General features: G+C 64.5%; 18 protein-coding genes. 6 read left to right on the forward strand and 12 right to left on the reverse strand.

Features of this window, described 5'->3' with window-relative positions; translation table 11 throughout:
* Positions 1-5: 5 nt before the first annotated feature.
* The 7 genes from ACZ48C_RS21030 to ACZ48C_RS21060 all read right to left on the reverse strand — a co-directional run bounded on the left by ACZ48C_RS21030 (position 6) and on the right by ACZ48C_RS21060 (position 6202).
* A complete protein-coding gene (locus tag ACZ48C_RS21030) occupies positions 6-872 on the reverse strand; it encodes an ABC transporter permease (protein ID WP_464782847.1) in 867 nt (288 codons plus the stop codon).
* Between the two features lie 11 nt (positions 873-883).
* Positions 884-1858 carry an ABC transporter substrate-binding protein gene (locus ACZ48C_RS21035; protein ID WP_162911274.1) on the reverse strand — a complete coding sequence of 325 codons (975 nt, stop codon included), beginning with the start codon at positions 1856-1858 and terminating at the stop codon, positions 884-886.
* A 229-nt stretch (positions 1859-2087) separates the two neighbouring features.
* Positions 2088-3122, reverse strand: a complete 1035-nt coding sequence (locus ACZ48C_RS21040) for a PLP-dependent cysteine synthase family protein (protein WP_464783966.1) — start codon at positions 3120-3122, stop codon at positions 2088-2090.
* A 90-nt stretch (positions 3123-3212) separates the two neighbouring features.
* On the reverse strand, positions 3213-3626 hold the full coding sequence (locus ACZ48C_RS21045; RefSeq protein ID WP_464782848.1) for a Rid family detoxifying hydrolase: 414 nt from the start codon (positions 3624-3626) through the stop codon (positions 3213-3215).
* Between the two features lie 2 nt (positions 3627-3628).
* The gene (locus ACZ48C_RS21050) at positions 3629-4867 is read right to left on the reverse strand and encodes a M20 family metallo-hydrolase (RefSeq protein ID WP_464782849.1); all 1239 of its coding nucleotides are present in this window, start codon (positions 4865-4867) and stop codon (positions 3629-3631) included.
* Positions 4864-5394, reverse strand: coding sequence for an L-2-amino-thiazoline-4-carboxylic acid hydrolase (locus ACZ48C_RS21055; protein ID WP_119254980.1), 531 nt, complete (start codon positions 5392-5394; stop codon positions 4864-4866). The genes ACZ48C_RS21050 and ACZ48C_RS21055 overlap by 4 nt, the downstream gene beginning before the upstream one ends.
* Positions 5395-5428: 34 nt before the next feature.
* Complete coding sequence (locus ACZ48C_RS21060; RefSeq protein ID WP_424549155.1) at positions 5429-6202, reverse strand: maleate cis-trans isomerase family protein; 774 nt, start codon at positions 6200-6202, stop codon at positions 5429-5431.
* 122 nt (positions 6203-6324) lie between these two features.
* Between ACZ48C_RS21060 and ACZ48C_RS21065 the strand changes: the two genes are divergently transcribed.
* Positions 6325-7197, forward strand: a complete 873-nt coding sequence (locus tag ACZ48C_RS21065) for a LysR family transcriptional regulator (RefSeq protein ID WP_318914361.1) — start codon at positions 6325-6327, stop codon at positions 7195-7197.
* Between the two features lie 159 nt (positions 7198-7356).
* On the opposite strand, the gene ACZ48C_RS21070 is transcribed toward ACZ48C_RS21065, so the two are convergent.
* The 5 genes from ACZ48C_RS21070 to ACZ48C_RS21090 form a co-directional block, all read right to left on the reverse strand.
* A complete protein-coding gene (locus tag ACZ48C_RS21070; RefSeq protein ID WP_464782850.1) occupies positions 7357-8844 on the reverse strand; it encodes an HAL/PAL/TAL family ammonia-lyase in 1488 nt (495 codons plus the stop codon).
* Complete coding sequence (locus ACZ48C_RS21075; protein ID WP_119254984.1) at positions 8841-9617, reverse strand: ABC transporter ATP-binding protein; 777 nt, start codon at positions 9615-9617, stop codon at positions 8841-8843. The genes ACZ48C_RS21070 and ACZ48C_RS21075 overlap by 4 nt, the downstream gene beginning before the upstream one ends.
* Positions 9618-9631: 14 nt before the next feature.
* The gene (locus ACZ48C_RS21080; RefSeq protein ID WP_464782851.1) at positions 9632-10339 is read right to left on the reverse strand and encodes an ABC transporter permease; all 708 of its coding nucleotides are present in this window, start codon (positions 10337-10339) and stop codon (positions 9632-9634) included.
* A complete protein-coding gene (locus ACZ48C_RS21085) occupies positions 10339-11064 on the reverse strand; it encodes an ABC transporter permease (protein ID WP_119254986.1) in 726 nt (241 codons plus the stop codon). Before ACZ48C_RS21085 ends, ACZ48C_RS21080 begins: the two co-directional genes overlap by 1 nt.
* 91 nt (positions 11065-11155) lie before the next feature.
* Positions 11156-11998 carry a transporter substrate-binding domain-containing protein gene (locus ACZ48C_RS21090; RefSeq protein WP_119254987.1) on the reverse strand — a complete coding sequence of 281 codons (843 nt, stop codon included), beginning with the start codon at positions 11996-11998 and terminating at the stop codon, positions 11156-11158.
* A gap of 174 nt (positions 11999-12172) precedes the next feature.
* Between ACZ48C_RS21090 and hutC the strand changes: the two genes are divergently transcribed.
* The 5 genes from hutC to ACZ48C_RS21115 all read left to right on the forward strand — a co-directional run bounded on the left by hutC (position 12173) and on the right by ACZ48C_RS21115 (position 17083).
* Positions 12173-12928: a histidine utilization repressor gene (gene hutC / locus ACZ48C_RS21095; protein ID WP_454636388.1), complete on the forward strand. Its 756-nt coding sequence runs from the start codon at positions 12173-12175 to the stop codon at positions 12926-12928.
* A 308-nt stretch (positions 12929-13236) separates the two neighbouring features.
* Positions 13237-14097: an FAD binding domain-containing protein gene (locus ACZ48C_RS21100; protein WP_464782852.1), complete on the forward strand. Its 861-nt coding sequence runs from the start codon at positions 13237-13239 to the stop codon at positions 14095-14097.
* Positions 14097-14573, forward strand: coding sequence for a (2Fe-2S)-binding protein (locus ACZ48C_RS21105; protein ID WP_119254990.1), 477 nt, complete (start codon positions 14097-14099; stop codon positions 14571-14573). Before ACZ48C_RS21100 ends, ACZ48C_RS21105 begins: the two co-directional genes overlap by 1 nt.
* Positions 14574-14575: 2 nt before the next feature.
* Complete coding sequence (locus tag ACZ48C_RS21110) at positions 14576-16828, forward strand: xanthine dehydrogenase family protein molybdopterin-binding subunit (protein WP_464783967.1); 2253 nt, start codon at positions 14576-14578, stop codon at positions 16826-16828.
* 9 nt (positions 16829-16837) lie between these two features.
* Complete coding sequence (locus tag ACZ48C_RS21115; protein WP_424549152.1) at positions 16838-17083, forward strand: MoaD/ThiS family protein; 246 nt, start codon at positions 16838-16840, stop codon at positions 17081-17083.
* Positions 17084-17258 lie beyond the last annotated feature (175 nt).

Below are 17258 nucleotides of genomic sequence, written 5' to 3' on the forward strand. Positions count from 1 at the left end.
GGACCTCAGCTTCTTGCGCGCTGGAGATAGGGGAAGAGATAGCGGGCGCTCAGATTGAACAGCAGGTCGCTGATCAGGCCGATGCAGCCGATCGACAGGATACCGACGAAGATCGTGGCGGTATCCATGAAGCGGGAGGCATTGAGGATGACATAGCCGACGCCGCTGGAGGCCGCGACGATTTCCGCGATCACGATATAGGTCCAGGCCCAGCCGAGCACGATCCTGAGATCGTTGAAGATCGATGGCTTAGCGGCCGGCAGGATCACCTTGAAGATGAGCTGGCCGGGCTTCGCGCCGAGCATGATCGCCGCCTCGATGAGCGCGATGGGAACCGACAGCGTGCTGACCATGACCATCAGGCACAGGGTGAAGAAGGTGCCGACGAAGATTACCGAGAACTTCTGCGTATCGTCGATCCCAAGCCAGAGCACGAGGAGCGGAATGAAGGCCGTGGCGGGCATGTAGCGCGTGAACGCCAGGCACGGCTCCAGCAGCGAACGGAAGAACTGCACCGAGCCCATCAGCAGGCCGAGCGGAACCGCGATGGCGGCGGCAAGGCAAAAGCCGACGAGCACGCGGTATATGCTGACGGCGATGTCCCAAAGGAAGCCGTTGTGGACATACATCGCCCATGCGGTCGCAAGGACCTGCATCGGCTGCGGCAGGAAGAAATCGCTCACCAACCCCGTGCCGGATATGAGCGCCCATGCCGCCAGGATCAGGAGAAAGAAGGCGACGGAGAGGCTTGTCGTCGTCCGGGCCGCAAGCGGTTTGCGGATGGCGAAATATCTCTGCCGCTTCGGCCGGGCGGCGGCGGTCCGGGCTGCTGCGAGCCCGGCCGCCGGTGCGGTGTCGTTGAGCGCGTTCATGCCCTTGCGCCTCACTGCCCGAGCGCCGCGTCGAGCGGGCCGACGTCGACGACGCCGCTTGCGGCGAAATCGTCCTTCAGGAGGCCGGCCTGCTTGTAGAAGGCGATGCCGCGCTCGGTGACGTCGACCACCTGCCCCGCCTTGGCCGCAGAACCGATATAGTCCCGGTTCTTCTCCCGGGAGACGAATTCGAGCCCGGCCAGCGAGGCGTTGAATTCATCGGCGCCAATGCCGAGCGCCTTCGCCATCACGGCATTCGCCTCGTCGGGCGACGACTTCCAGTAGTCGTAGGCTTCGAAATAAGCCTTGATGAAGTTCTTGATGTCGTCCGGCCGCTCCTTGATCACATCCGAACGGAAGGCCACGGTATCGACGATCAGGCCCGGCTTGTCGGCCGTGCTGGCGAGAATATGGCCGCCTCGTTCCTTGGCCTTCGACAGCCACGGATCCCAGGTGGCGGCGGCATCCAGCCGGCCGGCCGCGAAGGCCGCGCCGGCATCCCCCGCGCGCATGGACTGGAGGTTGACGTCCTTCGTCGTCATGCCGTTGTCGGCCAGCATGTTGAGCATGAAGAAATAGGTGCTGGACCCCTCCTCCGCGCCGAGCTTGCGCCCCTTGAGGTCCGCGACGGTCTTCACGTCGCCGGCCGCGACGATGCCCTCCCCGCCCTTCGAGAAATCGACCGCCAGCACCTGTTTGATGCCGAGCTTGTCCGCATTGTAGAAGATGAACGTATCGACCGTCGTCGCCCAGCCGTCGAGGCGGCCGGTTGCGATGGCCGCCGCCGTCGAAGGCTTGTCCTGGACGGTCAGCAGCGAGACGTCGACGCCGTTCTCCTTGAAGAATCCCTTCTGGTCCGCAAGATGGAGCAGGCCATAGCCCACCCAGGTCGTCATGCCGACATTGAGCGGCTTGGTCTCGGCCGACGCCATCGACGCCGTCAGACATGAAAATACCAGCATCGTGCTTGCGATGAGCGTGCGCATTCGTGATCCCCTTGGCGAGCTTTTGCTTCTGGTTGGAAAGCTGTGTTTCAGCACGAGGATCGGACCACAGCCCGGCGCGAACTTTAAGCGAATGTTCGTCATCGACTTATGCACGATGTCGTTTAATCCGCCGCGCAACGCCGCTCTTCTTCGACATTCGGCATGAATGCGAAACGGCCGCCCGGAAACCGGGCAGCCGCTTCGGATTGTCTGGAATGGCCTGCCCCCTTCAGGGCGCTTGGAGAACCCCGGTATCGAGGAACGTCTCGATGGCCCTGCACCAGGGGGCGATGTCGATGCCGTTCTGCGCCAGCCAGTCCGCGTTGAAATACGTCCCGGAATAGCGGTCGCCGCTGTCGCAGATCAGCGTAACGAGCGAGCCCTCGCGACCGTCCTTCATCATGCTGTCGGCAATCGAGATGAGGCCGAAGAAGTTCGTGCCCGTCGAGGCGCCCACCCGGCGGAACAGCCGGTCGGAGAGCACATGCGCGGCGGCGATGGAGGCAGCGTCCGGCACCTTGATCATATGGTCGATGACCGTCGGGATGAAGGACGGCTCGACGCGAGGCCGGCCGACCCCCTCGATGCGCGACGGCGTCGTGCAGGTCGTCTCCATGTCGCCGCTCTTCCAGGCGTCGTAGAACACCGAGTTCTCGACATCGGTCACGCAAAGCCGCGTGGCGAGGTTGCGGTAGCGGATATAGCGCCCGATGGTCGCCGAGGTGCCGCCCGTGCCCGCCCCCATGATCACCCAGGCCGGCACCGGATGGGCTTCCCGCTCCATCTGGCCGAAGATGCTCTCGGCGATGTTGTTGTTGCCGCGCCAGTCGGTGGCGCGCTCGGCATTGGTGAACTGGTCGAGATAATGGCCCTTCGTCTCCGCCGCGATGCGCGCCGCCGTCTCGTAGACCTCGCCCGGCCTGTCGACGAAGGCGCAGCGTCCGCCGAAGCGCTCGATGACGTCGATCTTCGTGCGGCTGGTGCTGCGCGGCATGACGGCGATGAAGGGCAGGCCGAGCAGGTTGGCGAAATAGGCCTCGGAAACCGCCGTCGAGCCCGACGAGGCCTCGACCAGCGTGGTGCCCTTGCAGATGCGGCCGTTGCAGATGCCGTAGAGGAAGAGCGAGCGGGCCAGCCTATGCTTCAGGCTGCCGGTCGGATGGGTGCTCTCGTCCTTGAGATAGACCGAGATGCCCTTCAGCCCCTTGAAGACCGGATTGACGAGGTGGGTATCGGCCGAGCGGCGGGCATCGCCCTCCAGCATGCCGATGGCCGCGCGCGCCCAGGCGCGGTCGGCGCAATCGAGCGAGGAGACCGGTTCCGGGCCAGGCGAAGTTGCGGCACTGTTCATGCCTCACTCCCCCTTGAGCGCGATGACGGCCTCGATCTCCACCTGCGCGTCCTTCGGCAGGCCGGAGACTTCGAAGGTGGCGCGGGCGGGATAGGGGGCGGAGAAGAACTCGCCATAGGCCGCGTTGATCTCGGCAAAGCGCGAAAGGTCGCGCACGAGCACGGTGGTCTTGACGGTGCGGGCGATATCCGTGCCGGCGGCGCGGGCGATGGCGGCGATGTTGCGCAGGCATCGCCGCGCCTGCTCGACCGGATCGTCGGAGGCGAAGGCGCCCGTGGCGGGATCGATCGGCAGCTGGCCGGAGACGAAGAGCAGGCCGTTCACGGCGATCGCCTGCGAATAGGGCCCGATGGCCGCCGGCGCATCGGCGGCGGTCACGGCGCTGAGGCCCGCCTTGGGGTCGGAAGTGGAAACCATCGTCAGCTCCGTTCTGGATGGAGTTCGTCGGCGCGAAGCACGCTTCGCAGCAATAGGTCAGCACCCTCGGCGCATTGCTGCGGCGAGGAGAATTCGCGTTCGTTGTGCGACAGGCCCTCGCGCGAGGGAATGAAGATCATCGCCGCCGGCACCCTGCCGGCGACATGGGCCGCATCGTGGCCGGCGCCCGAGACCATGTCGATGGCGGAAAGACCAAGCGCCTCCTGACGGATCACCCCGCGCAATGCCGCATCGAAGACGACCGGCGCCTTGCGCCAGACGACGGAGACCTCCGCCCCCGGCACGAGCCGCTCGATATCGGCGGTCAGCGCCGCCTCCATCGCCGCAAGCCCTACCGCCTCGGGATGACGCATGTCGATTTCGAGGCGAACCTCGCCCGGCACGACATTGCGTGAATTCGGCATCGTATGGATATGGCCCACAGTGGCAACGCCCGGCGGATGTTTCAGCGCGACGGCCTCGGCGGCAAGCACGACCTTCGCCGCCGAAACCAGCGCGTCCGCGCGCAGGTTCATCGGGAAGGCGCCCGCATGGGCCTCCGTGCCGCGGATGCGGACATCCAGCCAACAAAGCCCCTGCACGCCGCTGACGACGCCGACGGCGCTGCCATCAGCCTCCAGCACCGGACCCTGTTCGATATGCAGTTCCAGATAGGCCGCAAGCGGCAGGTGCCCCGGCGCATGCTCGCCGCGATAACCGATCGCCGACAGCGCCTCGCCCACCGTCACCCCGTCCTTGTCCTTGCGGGCAAGGATCGTGTCGAGATCGTGCACACCGCAGAAGACGCCGGATCCCATCATGGCGGGTGAGAAGCGGGAGCCCTCTTCGTTGGTCCAGTTGATGACCGTGAACGGATGGCGCAGCCGCCGCCCGGCGGCATGGAGCACCCGCAATATCTCCACCCCGGCCAGCACGCCGAGGATGCCGTCGAAACGCCCGCCGGCCGGCTGGGTATCGAGATGACTGCCCACGGCGATGGCCGCAAGGCCGGGCTCCGTGCCGGGCAAGGTGGCGAACATGTTGCCAACGCCATCGACCTCGATGGTGCAGCCGAGCGCCCGGCATTCCGCGGCGAACCAGCCGCGCACCTCGCCGTCGCTGGCGCTGAGTGCGAGCCGGTTCATGCCGGTCTCGCCATGAGCGCCGATGCGGGCAGTCGACAGGATATCGGACCACAGTCGCCCGCCATCGATGGCGAGCGCAGACGGGACTGCCGTCATTCACCGGTCTCCTGCGGGGTCTCGTGGAAGCGGTACTTGAAGTCGCAATGCGAGGCGCCCTCCATCACCGTCTGCGTGCGCTCCAGGGTGATGCGCGGATCGTAGCCGGTGCAGAACACGCCGTCGCGGTTGCAGGACAGGAGGTGACCGATATGGCCGAGGCCCATCTCGCGATAGGTCTCGGCGTAGCGACATCGCTTGACGTTGTAGTGGAATTCCTCGTCCGTCGCCCTGGTGACCTCGATGACGAGGGCGTCGTCCTGCGTCCACAGGTCCTGCAGTTCCTGGAAGGTGCGCAACGTCGTGCCGCCGGGCGTCTTGGCCGCGAAGTCCTTGCCGGCCTTGATCGCCGCCTTGCGGATGGCGGTGTCGAGGATGGACTGGGCCGTCTCCTCGCCGACCTGCCGGCGCATCTCCTCGTAGATCGGCGCGATGATACCCGCCTCGATCCTGCGGCGGGCGAGGATGCCGATCTCGCCATCCATGGCCGCCCGGGAATCGGGGCGTTCGTTCTGCGTATCCGTCATGATCGTTCTCCTGTTCCCGGCGGTGTGGCCGCCGCTACTGCATCCACAGGCGCCCGGCGCCGGGCACGGTCTCTTTCTCACCGGCCTTCCGCAAGGCATCCCAGGCGAGCGCCTGGTTGCTCGTCACCACCGGCTTGCCGATCGCCGCTTCCACGGCATCGATGATGCCGGAGCAACGCAGCGCCGTGCAGGACAGGAACACCGCCTCCACATCCAGCCTGCCGATCTCGACGGCGGACCGCAATATGTCTTCCTCGCGAATGCGGGCGATGGAGACGTCGCTGTCCTGGTGGAAGCTGGCGCGGGCCGCGATATCGAGCCCGTTGGCGGCAAAGAAGCGCTCGACGCGCTTGTTGACCTCAGTGCTGTAGGGCGTGACGAGGCCGATCCGGCTGACGCCGAGCGCCCCGAAGGCGGCGAGACTGGCGGAAACGGGATTGCACACCTTCACGCCGGGCCGCACCGTCTCGACGATATCGGCGATCCGCTCCGGCCCGATGACCATGGAGCCGGAGGTGCAGCCGAAGGCCACGACGTCGAGGCGGTCTTCCGGCAAAAGCAGCTCGACCGCCCGCGGCAGCGCGTCTGCCATCGCCGCAAGGCTTTCCGGCGACACGTCCCGCGCCATCGGAATGCGGCTGGAATAGACCTCGACGCCGGGCAATGGCAGGAAGCGACGGACCTCGGGCTCGATGACCGTATCGTTCGCCAGCACGACGAGGCCGATCGCCGCGCGAGCCGCCGGCCCGCCATCGAGAATGCAATCGAGCGGCACCCAGCCGCGGCTATCCCTGCCCATTTCCAACATTCGCGTCCTCCCTCGATATGGTCCATGATCTTGACCCATCGAAGGATGGCGCGCGGGGCTAATCGATAGAAGCGATATTTGACCATGGATTGAACGATAAACTTCATATATTCTCGCGCGCCATGGATACCTCGCTGCTGAAATGCTTTCTCACCCTGGCGGATACGCAGAGCTTTTCGGAGGCCGCCGAAAGGCTGAACATCACGCAATCCACCGTCAGCCATAAGATCGCCCGGCTGGAGACCCATCTCGGCAAGCAGCTCTTCGAGCGCACGACGCGCACCTGCACGCTGACCTCCGATGGACGCGAGCTGATCGAATATGCAACGCGCGTGGTCCGCTCCGTCGAGGAGATGGAGCAGAGCTTCAAGCCCGATCTTCTGACAGGCACGCTGGTGGTCGGCGTGCCGGACGACCATTACCTCTTCGTGCCGCTCACGGTGGCGCTCAAGAATTTCATGCTGGAGAAGCCGCGCGTCGGCGTCGAGATTCGCGGCGGGCTGTCGAGCGACCTGACGCGGGACCTGCGCCAGCGCAACATCGACCTTGCCGTCATCCGGGACGTTCCCGCCGTGCAGGACAGCGACGTGCTGTGCACCGAGAACCTCGTGTGGATCACCGCGCCGAACTGGGTGCCGCCGAGCGACGGCGTGGTGCCGCTGGCGCTGGTGCGCGGCCCCTGCGCCTATCGCGGCGCGGCGCTTGCCGCACTGGAGCAGAACGGCATGCGCTGGAAATGCATCGTGACCTGCACCAGCCTGCAAGGCGTCTTCGCCGTGGTGCGCGCCGGGCTTGCCGTGGCCGTCGTTACGGAAGGCGACATCGGCAGCGGCGTCAAGGCTTCTCCGGCCGGCAGCTTCCTGCCTCCCCTTCCCGGTTCGTCGCTCACCATCCGCTATGCCGACAAGCAACCCACCCTCGCCGCCCGCGCCCTTGCCCGCACGATGGGTGACGTCCTCACGCAGATGGCCCGTGAGGCTGCGCCACAGCCGTGAAAGGAGGAAGCCAGATTCGGCGGAAGAATGAACTCGCCGTCCGGCACCGGAACCAGCATGACCAACGCTATTGAACGGATCCGAACCGAAGTATCCCTCAAGTGCAACGGGTTCGATCCGGCCAGAGTCCTTTGGCCCGCCGGTACGATTCTTCTCGGGCTAGGTTGCCGGATCTTCTCCGGCGATCAACGTCCGCAGCGCTTCGATATCGGCGCCGAGCGGCCGGTCGTCCTCGTAATGCGCGACGTTTTCACGGACCATGGAATACACGGCCTGCGTGCCGGCGGCACGCTCACCCATTCCCGTCAGGAAATCATGCGCCTGTGCCGCCGCCATCAGCTCGATCGCCAGGATATGTTCCGCATTGTCGAGGATGGCCAGCAGCTTGTTGGCCGCCGCCGTCGGATGCGCGAGAAAATCTTCCTGCAGGCCTGAAGTGATGCCGCCATCCATCGCGGCGGGCGACGCCAGTCGGCGGTTTTCCGTGCTGAGCGCCGTTGCCGTATATTGCGCGATCATGAAACCGGAATGGCTGCCGGCGTCACTGGCCAGGAAAGACGGCAGGCCGCTGACCAGCGGGTTGACCAGACGGTCCATCCGCCGTTCGCTCATCGCCGCGATCTGGGCGATTGCGACCGCGAGGCTGTCGGCGGCCTGCCCCAGTGCCGGCGCGACGGCATGGGCCTGCGAGGACACGACCGGCTGTTCGGGCGTACCGGAAACGGCGGGATTGTCGGTAACGGACGCCAGTTCGCGATCGACGATGGCGCCGCTCTGCTCGAAGACGTCCCACGCCGCGCCATGCGCATGGGGAACCGCACGCAGGCTGAGGGCATCCTGCGTGCGCCTTCCGACGGCCGCGGCGACCAGGCCGCTTCCGGCGAGGCGCGCGCGCAACGTCGCGCCGACCTTGGCAATGCCCGCGGACGGCCGCAGGGCGAGAACCGCCTCATCGAAAGCCGCCATCTGGCATCCAGCCGCCTCAAGCGTCAGCGCGGCGATCACATCGGCCCATTCGAGCAGCCGTTCGGCGCGCGACAAGGCAAGCGAGGCCAGACCGGTCGCGCAGGCCGTGCCGTTGACCAGGCTCAAGCCCTCCTTGGCCTCCAGCACCAGCGGCGAAAGGCCGATGGTCGCGAGCGCCTCGCAGCCGGTCATGCGTTCACCTCGCACGGCGGCATGCCCCTCGCCGATCAGGACGAGCGCGGTGTGGGCATTGTGGGTAAGGTAGCCCGCCGACCCCTTGGAGGGCACATCGGGAATGCAATCCTTCGAAAGAAAGGCTGCGAGATGGCTGACGACCGCCGGACGCACGCCGGAATGGCCGTGGCAGAAATTGGCGATCTGCGCGGCGATGATCGCGCGTACCTCGCGCGGCGCCAGCAGCGGGCCGACACCGCAGGCATGGCTAAGCACGATGTTGCGCGAAAGCCGGCTCTGCGATGCGATATCGACAACCGTATCGGAAAGCGCGCCGACGCCCGTATTGACGCCATAGGCACGGATGCCGGCAGTCACGATGGCGTCGACGATCTCTCTTGCCCGTGCGAGACGGGCGGTCGCCCGCTCGGAGAGGACCAACGTTTCCCCCTCGCCGATCCGCGCGACCTCCCGCCAGGAAAGCCCGTTGTCGAGAACGACGCTCATTGACCGCTGCCGAAATGGCCGATGAACTGCCGGAAGGCCGGCGATGCGCCGCCGCCGAACATCTCGTCGGGCGTGCCGCTGCTGTCGACGAGGCCCTGGCGCATGAAGACGACGCGATTGGACACGTTGCGCGCAAAGCTCATTTCATGCGTGACGACCAGCATCGTCATGCCCTCCTCGGCCAGCGCGCGCATGACGCGCAGCACTTCACCGACGAGTTCCGGATCGAGCGCCGAGGTCGGCTCGTCGAACAGCATGACCTTCGGCTTCATGGCGAGCGCGCGGGCGATGGCCGCGCGCTGCTGCTGGCCGCCCGACAGATGGGCCGGATAGGCATGGCGCTTGTCGGCGATGCCGACCTTTTCCAGCAGCGCTTCGGCCTCGGCGATGCATTCGGCCTTGGGGCGCTTCAGCACATGGACGGGTCCCTCGATGATGTTCTGCAGGATCGTCATATGGGACCAGAGATTGAAGCTCTGGAACACCATGCCGAGTTCGGAGCGGATATGATCGACCTGCCTCTGGCTTGCCGGGCGGCTCTGGCCGTTCTTCTGCACCATGCGGATCTGCTCGCCGTCGACGAATATCTCGCCGGAGGTCGCCGTTTCCAGGAGGTTGATGCAGCGCAGGAAAGTCGATTTGCCGGAGCCGGAGGCGCCGAGCAGCGAAATCACGTCGCCGTCCTCGGCATCGAGCGAAATGCCGCGCAGCACTTCATGATTGCCGAAGCGCTTGTGAATGTCGCGGACGGAAAGGCGGGTCACACCAGGCATCGGTCGGGCCTCCCTCAGGCTTTGACTGCCGACGGCGGGGCCGCGCGGCGATGTTTCGAGAGCGAACGTTCCAGCAGCGCCATGGCCTGCAGGATCAGGAAATTCAGAACGAGATAGATGAGCGCGGCGCAGAGGAAGACCTCCATCGTCCGGTAGGTCTGCGAAATCAGGCGCTGTGCGACGCCGGTGACCTCCCAGACGGTGACGAGGCTGGCGAGCGCGGTCGACTTCATCATCAGCACGATTTCCGTCGAATAGGCCGGCAGGGCATGACGGAAGGCGATCGGCGCGATGATGCGGCGAACGAGAAGGAAGCCCGACATGCCGATCGCGCGGGCCGCCTCGATCTCCTTCGGCGAGACGGCGCGGATGCCGCTGCGGAAGATTTCCGCGGAGTACCCCGCCGTGCAGAGCGCCAGCGACAGCACGGCGCAGACCACCGGCTCGCGCAGGAACGGCCAGAGGAAGGAATAGCGGATGACGCCGAACTGGCCGAGCCCATAGAAGACGAGGAACATCTGGATCAGCAGCGGCGAGCCGCGGAAGACGAAGATGTAGCCCTTGGCGAAGCCGGAGAGAAAGCGGTTGCCGGAAACACGCATCGTGACGATCACCAGCGCCAGCAGGCCGCCGAAGAACACCGAGAGTGAGAACAGCAGGAGCGTCGTGGGCACGGCTGCAAGCAGCGTGGCCATCGCGGCGGAAAGAAAGGCGATATCCATCAGGCCTGCCCCATGGCTGCGGCCGGCATGCTGCGGTTTGCGCGCCGTTCGGCACGGTTGAACAGCCGGTCAGAAAGGCTCGTAAGCACCAGGTAGAGAATGCCGCCGACGATGTAGAAAAGGAAATACTGCCGGGTCGAACCCGCCGCCACCTGGCTGGTGCGCATCAGTTCGGCAAGGCCGGTGACGGAGATCAGCGCGGAATCCTTGAGGGTGAGCTGCCAGACATTGCCGAGACCGGGAATGGCGAAGCGCAGCACCTGGGGCATGACGACACGGCGCAGGCGCAGCATGCGGTTCATGCCGATCGCCGAGGCCGCCTCGAGTTCGCCCTTGGCGATGGCGAGATAGGCGCCGCGATAGACTTCTGCCTGGTAGGAGCCGGAGATGATGCCGACGGCGAGCGCGCCGGCGGCAAAGGACGGCAATCCGAGGAACCCTTCATACCCCATCCACTGACCGACGGCCGTGACGGCCGAAGAGCCGCCGAAATAGATGAGATAGATGATCAGCAGTTCCGGCACGCCGCGAAAAACGGTCGTATAGATATTGCCGAGGCTGACCAGCAGCAGGTTGCCCGACAGTTTGGCAATGGCCACCACGGTGCCGAGCACGGCCCCGATCAAGAGCGCCGTTGCCGTCACTGCGAGCGTCATCAGCGTGGCGACCAGAAGCAGCGCGCCCCACCCGTTCTGGCCGAAGCCAAGGAGTTCCAAGGTTGTCATGTCCGTGTCCCGTCGATTGCGGCATCAAGACAAATGCGCCCCGGGCTTCCAGCGGCCTGCCGGAAACCCGGATCGCGACGACGTATCCCGCCTATTCCTGCGGGCTGACGTCCACCTTGAACCACTTCATCGACAGCTCCTTCACAGTTCCATCGGCAAGCGCCGACTTGATGGCCTCGTTGAACTTGTCGCGCAGATCCGTATCCGCCTTGCGGATGCCGAGACCTTCGCCCTCGCCCCAGATCGGGCCGACGATTTCCGGGCCTGTGAAGGCGAGCGCGCCGTTGGCGGCGGCAAAGGCGTTGCCGAAATAGACGGCATCGTCGAAGCCGAGGTCGATGCGGCCGTTCTGGAGGTCCAGATCGCGCTCGGCGCCGGTCTTGTACTCCCGGACTTCAGACGTCGCGCCGAAATTGTCGTAGATGAACTTCGCGTAGACGGTCGCGGCCTGGATACCGATGGTCTTGCCCGCGAAAGCTTCCTTCAGAGCCTCGATCTCCTTCACGCCGGTCTGGCCGGACGTCATCTTGATGATCGCGCCCGTTCCGGTCGCGTTTGCCACGGGGCTGTCCGCCGCCGTCGCGAAAGCCGCCGGCGTTGCGGCATAGGGGATGGTGAAATCGATGACCTTCTTGCGCTCTTCGGTTATCGACAGCGCATCCATGATCACGTCGAACTTGCCGGCATTCAGTGCCGGAATCATGCCATCCCAGTCGGACGCGACGAGCGTGCACTCGATCTTGGCGCGTTCGCAAAGCACCTTTGCAAGCTCGGGCTCGAAGCCGCCGAGCGTGCCGTCCGCATTGGTAAGGTTCCAGGGCGCATAGGCACCTTCGAGCGTGATAGTGGCTGACTTCCAGTCCTTGGCGAGGACGGGAGCAGAAAGCGCGGCAAAAGCGGCCACGCCGGCAAGAAAGACTTTCCGCAGTTCCATTTGAGGGCTCCTCTGAGGTTCGTTGAGCATTATTGCTTGCCGATTCTTCGCCGGCTTGCCACCATCGCATTCGCTCCGGGGAGGTTGTATATGGTACCATAGGAGAAAATCTGTGTTATGCAAGATGCATATTTGTTTTTTTGACAATCGAGTTCGACGCCAGGGAATTCAACGATGAAACGTAGCCATGAAATGCGGGACGAGCTGGCGGCAAATGATACGACGCCTCTCTATGTCGGCGTCAAGCAGATCATTCTCGACAGGATTCGCAGCGGGGAATGGCCGCCGAAGCATCGCGTTCCTTCGGAGAACGAGCTCGTGGCCGAACTCGGCGTCAGCAAGATGACAGCCAACCGCGCCCTGCGCGAACTCGCAAGCGAAGGCGAACTCGTTCGAATCCAGGGCGTCGGCTCCTTCGTCGCCGAGCCCAAGGGCGTATCGACCCTGTTCGAGGTTCGCAACATCGCCGACGAGATTGCGGAACGGGGCCACACCCACGAAGCGAGAGTGGTCGCGCTGGCGGAAGCTTCCGCGCCCCCGGATGTTGCCGATGCCCTGGGCCTGGAAATCGGGGCACCCGTCTTCCATTCTCTCATCGTGCACAGCGAGGAAGGCGTGCCGGTGCAGATAGAGGACCGCTATGTGCATCCCGGCGTAGCGCCCGACTATCTCGGCCAGGACTTCTCGGTCACCACGCCGAATGCCTACCTGTCGGCCATCGCCCCCCTCAGAGGCTCCGAACATGTCGTCGAGGCGACGATTCCGCAGCCTTGGGAATGCAAGCTGCTGATGATCCTGAAAACCGAGCCCTGCCTGATGATCCGGCGACTGACCTGGTCGGATCGCAGCATCGTCTCCATCACGCGCATTATCTATCCAGGGCAACGATATCGCCTTGAAAGCCGCAGCGGCACCAAGCCTACCCCTTAATTGTATATGGAACCACTTCCGGTCGCGCATCCGGAGATATCCCGGCCGCGCCCGCGCATAGCCATGGCCGAAGAGGGACCGCATGTAGGCCGTATCGAAATCGTCGGCACCCTGGAACCGCGACAACCACGGCCGTATTTTGACCGGACTTGCGCTAGCCGCTTCCCTGAATGTCGGACCCGACTTGTATCGAACCAGCGCATCCCATAGCGTTGTCGAGCGACGGCAAGAGCCGTATCGTCGCAGCGGCGTTTGCAACAGATTGCAAGCTCCCATCCCGACCCGACTTCATCACGAGGAGAAGCCCTTTGCGCTATGTTCGCCCAGATTCGTTGGAGGATGCCATTGACCTGCTGGCTGAAGCGTCAGGCAAAGCCGCGATATTGGCCGGCGGGAGCGATTTGCTGGTGAGAATGAAAGGAGGGTTCATCGAGCCTGACCTTATCATCGATATCAAAGGCGTGGATGCCCTGAGACGCGTGAGCGAAAACGACGAAGGTTTCGTCATAGGCTCCGCAGTGCCTTGCGCCGTTCTGGGCGAGAATGCAGCGCTCGGGCGCGCATGGCCGGGCGTTGTCGAGGGAGCGACCCTGATCGGTTCCAAACAGGTACAGGGGCGCTGTACGATCGTCGGGAACCTCTGCAATGCGTCCCCCGCGGCTGACAGCGTGCCCGCCCTCGTGGCCGCTGGCGCCAAGGCCCTGATCAGAGGGCCAACCGGTTCCCGTACGATCGCTGTCGAAATGATACCGGTCGGGCCCGGCAGGACATCGCTTGCGCCCGGCGAGATCATCGAAGCCATTCTGCTCGACAAGCGCCGGCCGCATTCGGGCGACGCCTACCAACGGTTCACACCGCGAACGGAGATGGACATCGCCGTCGTCAGCGCCGCGGTAAATCTCACCCTCGATGATCAGGGCGTCGTCGAGGAAGCGCGCGTCGCGCTGGGCGCCGCGGCGCCGACGGTGCTCGTGGTCAAAGAGGCGGCCGATATCCTGATCGGTTCCCGTGTCGACATCAGCACGCTGGACCGTCTCGCCGAGGCCTGTTCCAGCGCCTGTCGCCCGATAGACGACAAGCGAGGCACTGTGGAATTCCGAAAGAAAGTCGCGGGCGTGCTGGCCAAGCGGGTCGCGCTGACCGCCTATCAACGTGCAGGACAAAAGTGATGGCAGGCATAGCAGTTTCGACGACAATCAATGGCGATCATGCCGAGTTCCTCTGTCATCCCGACGAGACGCTGCTTGAAGTGCTGCGCGAACGCCTGGGGCTGATGGGCGTAAAGGAGGGTTGTGGCACGGGCGACTGCGGCGCCTGCAGCATCGTCCTCGACGACCGGCTGGTTTGCTCCTGTCTGGTGCTCGGGGCCGAGGCGGAAGGCCGCCGGATCGCCACAGTAGAGGGCATGGCGCAGGGCGACAGGCTTCACCCGCTGCAACAGAAGTTCCTCGAGCATGCCGCTTTGCAGTGCGGCATCTGCACACCCGGCTTTCTCATCGCCGCCCAGGATCTGCTGGCCAAGAATCCGGATCCCACCGAAGAGGAAATACGCTTCGGCCTTGCCGGAAATCTCTGTCGTTGCACCGGCTATGACAAAATAGTGCGTGCGGTTCAGGACGCGGCCAGCGTTATGAGAGGAGCATGACCATGAATTTCGATTCCCGCCACGCGACGCGCAGCTTCTCCTCCGTCGGCACGCGGCCGATCCGGCCCGACGGCATCGACAAGGTGACGGGCCGCGCGCGCTATGGTGCCGATTTCAATATGCCCGGCCAGCTGGTCGGACGGATCTTGCGCAGCCCGCACGCCCACGCCGTCATTCGCAGGATCGACACGTCCAAGGCCGAGCAACTTCCCGGCGTCAAGGCCGTGGTGACGGCGGCGGACCTGCCCGACCTCACGAGCGGCGATGCCGCCATGTATGACATTCTCGATAACTGCATGGCGCGCAGGAAGGCGCTCTACGACGGGCACGCCGTGGCCGCCGTGGCGGCGATCGATGCACGCACCGCCAGACAGGCGCTCAAGCTCATCGAAGTCGAGTATGAACTCCTGCCGCACGTCACCGACGTCGACCAGGCATTTGCCGCGGATGCTCCGCTTATCAACGACACGATCATCACGACGGGCGTCGATCCGAAGCCGGATCGCGCTTCGAATGTTTCGATGCGCAGCCAGTTCGGACATGGTGACGTCGATGCCGGCATGGCAAAGGCGGATTTCGTGGTCGAGCGGACGTTCAAGACCGAACAGACCCATCAGGGCTATATCGAGCCTCATGCCTGCGTGGCCAATGTCAGCCCGGACGGTACGGCGGATCTGTGGGTTTGCACGCAGGGCCACTTCGTCTATCGCCAGCATTGCGCACAACTGCTCGGCATGGATGCCTCCAAGCTGCGCGTAACGTCGTCGGAAATCGGCGGCGGCTTCGGCGGCAAGACGCATGTCTGGGCTGAACCCGTCGCGCTCGCGCTGTCGCGCAAGGCCGGCAGGCCGGTCAAGCTGGTCATGACGCGCGACGAGGTATTTCGCGCGACCGGCCCGACCAGCGCCACGTCGATCGACGTGAAAATCGGCGCGATGAAGGACGGAACGATCGTCGCAGCCGATGCTACCCTTCGCTATTCGTGCGGTCCCTATGCGGGATCCTGGGCCGAGGTCGGCGCCATGACCGCATTTGCCTGCTACAAGCTCGAGAATGTCAGGACCGTCGGCTACGAGGTGCTGGTAAACCGGCCGAAGACGGCGGCGTATCGTGCGCCCTCCGCGCCGATGGCGGCGTTTGCGGTGGAAAGCGCCATAGACGAGCTTGCCGGGAAGGTCGGCATGGATGCCGTGGACTTTCGCATCAAGAACGCGGCGCAGGAAGGGACCAAGGCATCCTATGGTCCGGTCTACGGCCCGATTGGCATCGGCCCGACACTGGAAGCTGTAAAGAACCATCCGCACATGAAGGCGCCCCTCGGCAAGAACCAGGGACGCGGCATGGCGTGCGGCTTCTGGTTCAACTTCGGCGGCCAGACATGTACCGACCTGAATATCGGAATGGACGGCACCGTCTCGCTTGCGGTCGGCACGGTGGATGTCGGTGGTTCGCGCGCATCGCTCTCGCTGGTGGCGGCAGAGGAACTCGGGATCGACTATGCGCAAGTCAGAGCGGTGATCGCCGATACGTCGAGCCTCGGCTACAACGACATGACGGACGGCAGCCGCGGCACCTTCTCGTCCTCGATGGCCACCATCTCTGCCGCTCGCAACGCGATCAAAGTCCTTCGCGCGCGTGCGGCGCAGATGTGGGACATCCCGGTCGAGGACGTGGCCTGGGAAAAGGGCCATGCCGTCGCCAGGGGCGAAACGCATGGAAACCTTCCGAATCTGTCCTTGAAGGAGATTGCGGCTGCATCGGGCACCACCGGCGGCCCGATTGCCGGTCATAGCGAAATCGTGGCGGATGGCGCTGGCGTGTCCTTCGCGACCCATATCTGCGATATCGAGGTCGATCCCGAAACGGGGGCCACCAGGGTCCTGCGCTACACCGTGGTGCAAGACGCCGGCAAAGCCGTGCATCCAACCTATGTCGAGGGACAATACCAAGGCGGCGCCGCGCAAGGCATCGGCTGGGCGCTCAACGAAGAATATATCTACGGCAAGGACGGCCGGCTGCAGAATGCGGGCTTTCTCGACTACCGCATACCCGTATGTTCGGATCTGCCCATGATAGACACGCAGATCCTCGAGATCCCCAACCCCAATCACCCCTATGGGGTGCGCGGCGTCGGGGAAACCTCCATCGTCCCCCCGCTTGCGGCGGTGGCCAATGCGGTGTCCAATGCAGTGGGTGTGCGGATGCAGCATATTCCCATGTCGCCGCCGCGGATTCTGGCGGCGCTTGAGACGTAAGGAGGCCCGATGGTCGAGGTGACGCTCTGGGGTGCGCTCGCCGCAGCGGCCGGGGGCACCAGCAAGATCGAGATCGAGGCGAGAAACATCAGGGAACTGTTCAAGAGGTTAAGCGAACGGTTCCCTGGGCTCGCGCCGCTGATGGATCGCGGGATCGCAGTCGCGATAGACGGGACGATCTATCGCGACACATGGTCGAAGGAACTGCCAGCGGGAGCGGAAATCTATCTTCTGCCGAGGCTGGCTGGCGGGTAATGCAGACAACCGGTCGCGTCGCAGGGGCGTTTGAACGCATGGGACCCAGCGCGACTTCCCAGATATACGCACCGCGTGCGCGTTCATCATTGCCTTTCTGCCAACTCGTCAGATTCTAACGGAGACACCGGGATCGCATGCCGGCAGTTTCCCTATTGGCTTAGGCAAGGAGAGG

Source organism: Shinella sp. 1A1 (assembly GCF_055379515.1).

What these genes read in the sequence shown, in the direction of transcription:
- ACZ48C_RS21030 (WP_464782847.1), bottom strand. Translation starts at nt 872, where the DNA reads ATGAACGCGCTCAACGACACCGCACCGGCGGCCGGGCTCGCAGCAGCC.
- ACZ48C_RS21035 (WP_162911274.1), bottom strand. Translation starts at nt 1,858, where the DNA reads ATGCGCACGCTCATCGCAAGCACGATGCTGGTATTTTCATGTCTGACG.
- ACZ48C_RS21040 (WP_464783966.1), bottom strand. Translation starts at nt 3,122, where the DNA reads ATGCTGGAGGGCGATGCCCGCCGCTCGGCCGATACCCACCTCGTCAAT.
- ACZ48C_RS21045 (WP_464782848.1), bottom strand. Translation starts at nt 3,626, where the DNA reads ATGGTTTCCACTTCCGACCCCAAGGCGGGCCTCAGCGCCGTGACCGCC.
- ACZ48C_RS21050 (WP_464782849.1), bottom strand. Translation starts at nt 4,867, where the DNA reads ATGACGGCAGTCCCGTCTGCGCTCGCCATCGATGGCGGGCGACTGTGG.
- ACZ48C_RS21055 (WP_119254980.1), bottom strand. Translation starts at nt 5,394, where the DNA reads ATGACGGATACGCAGAACGAACGCCCCGATTCCCGGGCGGCCATGGAT.
- ACZ48C_RS21060 (WP_424549155.1), bottom strand. Translation starts at nt 6,202, where the DNA reads ATGTTGGAAATGGGCAGGGATAGCCGCGGCTGGGTGCCGCTCGATTGC.
- ACZ48C_RS21065 (WP_318914361.1), top strand. Translation starts at nt 6,325, where the DNA reads ATGGATACCTCGCTGCTGAAATGCTTTCTCACCCTGGCGGATACGCAG.
- ACZ48C_RS21070 (WP_464782850.1), bottom strand. Translation starts at nt 8,844, where the DNA reads ATGAGCGTCGTTCTCGACAACGGGCTTTCCTGGCGGGAGGTCGCGCGG.
- ACZ48C_RS21075 (WP_119254984.1), bottom strand. Translation starts at nt 9,617, where the DNA reads ATGCCTGGTGTGACCCGCCTTTCCGTCCGCGACATTCACAAGCGCTTC.
- ACZ48C_RS21080 (WP_464782851.1), bottom strand. Translation starts at nt 10,339, where the DNA reads ATGGATATCGCCTTTCTTTCCGCCGCGATGGCCACGCTGCTTGCAGCC.
- ACZ48C_RS21085 (WP_119254986.1), bottom strand. Translation starts at nt 11,064, where the DNA reads ATGACAACCTTGGAACTCCTTGGCTTCGGCCAGAACGGGTGGGGCGCG.
- ACZ48C_RS21090 (WP_119254987.1), bottom strand. Translation starts at nt 11,998, where the DNA reads ATGGAACTGCGGAAAGTCTTTCTTGCCGGCGTGGCCGCTTTTGCCGCG.
- hutC (WP_454636388.1), top strand. Translation starts at nt 12,173, where the DNA reads ATGAAACGTAGCCATGAAATGCGGGACGAGCTGGCGGCAAATGATACG.
- ACZ48C_RS21105 (WP_119254990.1), top strand. Translation starts at nt 14,097, where the DNA reads ATGGCAGGCATAGCAGTTTCGACGACAATCAATGGCGATCATGCCGAG.
- ACZ48C_RS21110 (WP_464783967.1), top strand. Translation starts at nt 14,576, where the DNA reads ATGAATTTCGATTCCCGCCACGCGACGCGCAGCTTCTCCTCCGTCGGC.
- ACZ48C_RS21115 (WP_424549152.1), top strand. Translation starts at nt 16,838, where the DNA reads ATGGTCGAGGTGACGCTCTGGGGTGCGCTCGCCGCAGCGGCCGGGGGC.